The sequence below is a fragment of the Longimicrobium sp. genome, assembly GCF_036280135.1.
In the GTDB taxonomy this organism is placed as follows: Bacteria; Gemmatimonadota; Gemmatimonadetes; order Longimicrobiales; family Longimicrobiaceae; genus Longimicrobium.
Window position 1 is genome coordinate 1 of the sequence record NZ_DASURI010000799.1, and the last position, 4004, is coordinate 4004.

At 70.0% G+C, this 4004-nt stretch carries 4 protein-coding genes; 1 reads left to right on the top strand and 3 read right to left on the bottom strand.

The genetic code is table 11. The annotated features are described in order from the left end of the window. Together VFZ20_RS25780 and glpX are read right to left on the bottom strand one after the other, a co-directional pair. Nucleotides 1-430: hypothetical protein (locus VFZ20_RS25780; protein ID WP_329686838.1), on the bottom strand; the 430-nt coding region annotated here is incomplete at its 3' end. Between the two features lie 343 nt (nucleotides 431-773). Further along, nucleotides 774-1766, bottom strand: a complete 993-nt coding sequence (gene glpX / locus VFZ20_RS25785; RefSeq protein ID WP_329686839.1) for a class II fructose-bisphosphatase — start codon at nucleotides 1764-1766, stop codon at nucleotides 774-776. Nucleotides 1767-1943: 177 nt separating this feature from the next. Between glpX and VFZ20_RS25790 the strand changes: the two genes are divergently transcribed. Then, nucleotides 1944-3083, top strand: a complete 1140-nt coding sequence (locus VFZ20_RS25790) for a hypothetical protein (protein WP_329686840.1) — start codon at nucleotides 1944-1946, stop codon at nucleotides 3081-3083. A gap of 576 nt (nucleotides 3084-3659) precedes the next feature. On the opposite strand, the gene VFZ20_RS25795 is transcribed toward VFZ20_RS25790, so the two are convergent. Further along, nucleotides 3660-3878: a CsbD family protein gene (locus tag VFZ20_RS25795; RefSeq protein ID WP_329686841.1), complete on the bottom strand. Its 219-nt coding sequence runs from the start codon at nucleotides 3876-3878 to the stop codon at nucleotides 3660-3662. Nucleotides 3879-4004 lie beyond the last annotated feature (126 nt).

The following is a 4004-nucleotide window of genomic DNA, read 5'->3' on the forward strand; positions in this document are numbered from 1 at the left end:
GGTCCAGGTACGTCACGAAGGAGGCGATGTTCCTGAAGTCGCGCACGCTGCCGCCGCCGAACGACAGGTAGATCCGGTCGACGCTGCCGGATCTCTTCAGATGGTGCAGGTAGTGGGCCCAATCGGAACCCGTTCCCACCACCGAGGTCTGGATCGTCCCGTTTGAGACCACGGCGGGCCCCTGGTTGAAGACGATGTCGCCCAGCAGGTGCGACCCGGGAGATGGCGGCGAAGCCGGTGCGGCGGCAACGTGGAACAGGCCCAGGATCACAGTGGTGAAGCCGGAGTCCCCGATGGCGGTGACGAGATCATCGTCCAGCACCGGCGTATACCCCGACGCCTTGGGGTACAGGCTGGCGTACATCGCGGAAAGCCGCGGGGTCTTGGCCGGGGTGACGTCCGGATGGCTGCTGATTGCCGTGGGTGCCATGTGAGCTCCGGGTGGCGGTTCGATGAGGTGTTCGAGGGCGTGGCGCGACCGACGCCATGCCCCGGATCATGGATGGATGCGGCGGGGGTAGATCGAGGTGCTCCCGCTTGCCTCGATCATGGATGGATTTCAGGCGGCGGAGAAGACGGCGTCCGCCCGCGCTGGCTCCGTTCCTTGAGGAAAGCTGCCACTCCGGACGGATGCAGATTCCACAGTACGTCTCGATCCGTGACAGGTCAATGAAAACGTGCCCGGCGGCCCGCCACCTCGGCTGCGGTTACCGTTGCCGTTTCCGCTGGCCGAAGGCCCCGTGTGAGATGTCTTTTCGTTCCGACGCCCGGGATCAGTACTCCAGCGCGCTCAGGGCGCGGAGCTTGTCCCAGCGGTGCTCGGCGGTGACGGTGCGGATGGTGCCGCTGCGGCCGCGCATCAGCAGGCTGTGCGTGGTGGCGCCGCCGCGCGTGTAGCGCACGCCGGGCAGCAGCACGCCGTCCGTGATGCCCGTGGCCGCGAAGAACACGTCGTCGCTGGCCACCAGGTCGTTTTCCGTGAGGATGCGGTGCATGTCGATGCCGGCCGCCCGCACGGCCTCGGCTTCTTCCGCGCTCTGCGGGGCCAGGCGGCCCAGCATGGCCCCGCCCAGCGCCTGCACGGCGCACGCGGCGATCACGCCCTCCGGCGTCCCCCCGATGCCCGTCAGCAGGTCCACCCCGCTGCCCTCGCGCGCGGCCATGAGCGCGCCGGCCACGTCGCCGTCCGTGCGCAGCAGCACGCGCGCGCCCGCCGCGCGGATGGCCGCGATGCGGTCCTGGTGGCGCGGCTTGTCCAGCACGAACACCGTCAGCTCGCCCACGGAGCGGCCCACGGCGCCGGCCACCATCGACAGCACCTCGCCGATGGGCGCGTCCAGCAGCTCGGGGCGCACGTGCGGCGCGGCGGCGGGGCCCACGACGAGCTTGTCCATGTAGTACGCCGGCCCCGGCGACCACATGGTGCCGCGCGGCGCCACGCCCACGACGGAGATGGCGTCCGGCGCGCCGCGGGCCAGCAGCGACGTGCCCTCCACGGGATCCACGGCCACGTCCACCCTGCGCCCGCCGCCGCTGCCGACCGTCTCGCCGTTGAACAGCATGGGCGCGTGGTCCTTGGCCCCCTCGCCGATGACCACCACGCCGTCCAGGTCCGCCGTGGAGAGGACCAGGCGCATGGCCTCCACGGCCGCGCCGTCGCCGGCCTCCTTGTCGCCGCGCCCCATCCATCGCGCGGCCGCCAGCGCGGCGGCCTCCGTGACCCGCACCAGGTCCAGGGCCAGGTTGCGTCCCGGCGTCTCGCTCATCCGCCCATCTCCAGGGTCTGCCGGAAAACCCGGCGTCCGCGTCACATCCCATCGGAAACGGGCAACATAGGCAACCCGATCGACGCGGCCAAGCGACGCGGGTGGCTCGCATCAGCATCATCGGCTACTTTGTCTATTCTACCCGGACGATCCCACCATGCGCCGTCGCCTGCACCGATGAGCGAGTACCAGTACTACGAGTTCCAGGCCGTGGACCGCTCCCTCTCCCCCGAGGAGATGGAGCGGCTACGCGCGGTATCCAGCCGCGCCACCATCACGCCGCGCAGCTTCGTGAACGTCTACCATTACGGCAACTTCAGGGGCGATGCGTGGACGTTCCTGGAGACGTACTTCGACGCGTTCCTCTACCTGGCCAACTGGGGCACGCGCGAGGTGATGCTCCGCGTCCCGCTGCGGATGCTGGGCGCCGACGTGGTCGGCAACTACTGCGACGACGAGTTCGTCATGACGGAGGCCCGCGGCGAGCACGTGCTCCTGGGCTTTCGCTCCGAGGACGAGGGCGGCGACTGGGAGGAGGATGGCAGCGGCCGGCTGGGCTCGCTCCTGCCCCTGCGCGAGGAACTGGCCGGAGGCGATCACCGGGCGCTGTACCTGGGCTGGCTCCTGTCCGCACAGCAGGGCGGCGTGCCGGATGAAGCCCCCGAGCCGCCCGTCCCCGCCGGCCTGGGGCGGCTGACGGCGGCGCAGCGCGTGTTCGTGGACTTCCTGCGGATCGACGAGGACCTCGTCCGCGCCGCCGCCGAACGGAGCGTCGCTCCCGCCGCCGAGCGGGACGACACCGCGCTGCAGGCCTGGATCGCGGCCCTTCCGGATGCCGAAAAGACGGCCATGCTGATGCGCGTGGCGAACGGCGGCGGGAACGCGGTGCGCCTGGACCTGCTGGCCGGCGTGCAGCGAACGCTCCGCCCCGGGCCCGCGCCGGCCGAAGCGCCGCGCACCGTCGGGGAGCTGCTCGCCCGCGCCGACCATCTGGCCGACGTGCGGCAGCGCGAGGAAGCCGAGGCGGCCGCGCGCGCCAAGGCACGCCGCGAGCAGCAGCAGGCAGCGGAGCGCGAGCGGTACCTTTCCACCCTCGTTGGCAGGGAGGAAGAAGTGTGGAGCAGGGCCGAGGCGCTCGCCGCCGAGAAGAAAGGCGCGGCCTACGAAGAGGCGGTCCGTCTGCTGCGCGACCTGCGCGATCTGGCCCAACGAGACGGTGGGGCGGACGCCACCCAGGCGCGCCTCTATGCCTTTGCCGAACGCCACGCGGGCAAACTGGCCCTGAACCGCCGGATGAAGGACGCCGGCCTGGTCTGACCTGCGTCGCGGAGACCGGAGAACCAGAAGGGGCCCGCCACCCGCCCGTGCGCCGGTTCGTGCTGGACAGTCCGCACAGGCGGACTTCGTGCCTTTCCAGCGGCGAACTTATGCCGTTTTCGGATCGGCCGTCTTCGGGCCAGAGCGGCTGAAGCCGCCGCAACGACTGCGGAAAGCCTCACAAACTGCGTGAGGCTTCAACTGCTCGATGGGCGCGTCCGGTGCACACGAAACGACCTCCGCTGGGGCAGTCCGCGAAGGCGGACTTCGCGATTTTCCAGCGGCGAATTCATTCGCTCCGGCTGGGGGACGGCCTTTACCGGATCATTCGCTCCGGCTGGGGGCCGGCCATTACCGAATCAGATCCGCATCGGCATTACTCGCTTCGGCTGGGGATTCGCGGCGCTTCCGGGATCGGCCGGCATCACCAATCGCCGGACGAATCCGCATTACCAATCGCCGACGAATCCGCATTACCGATCGCGAGTCGAAATCTCCATCGCCGGATCGAGGACAAAAACGAGCGGCGGCCCCGCGTGGGAGCCGCCGCCCGTCATCGCCCGAGGGCGGGGTGGCTCAGAGGCCGTCGCCGCGCAGGCCGCGGTCCACGTCCATCTGGGTCTCGCCCAGCTTGTCCTGCAGCTTGCCCTTGAGCTGGTCCACCTTGCCCTCGGTCTGCAGGCTCTTGTCGCCCGTAAGGCCGCCCAGGGCGTCCTTCACGTGGCCCACGGCGTGGTCGAGCTTGCCCTTGAGCGAGTTCTCGGCGCCGCGCTCGCCCAGCGTACGATCGTCCATGGAAGTGCCTCCCGTGCAATGGTTTCCGTCCCCCTCTCCCGCCGTGGAGAAAGGGCAAGGCGCGTGCCACGCCGGGCGGATGAAAATCGTTGAGCCACATTCACATACGGCTCCCCTCCCGTATCA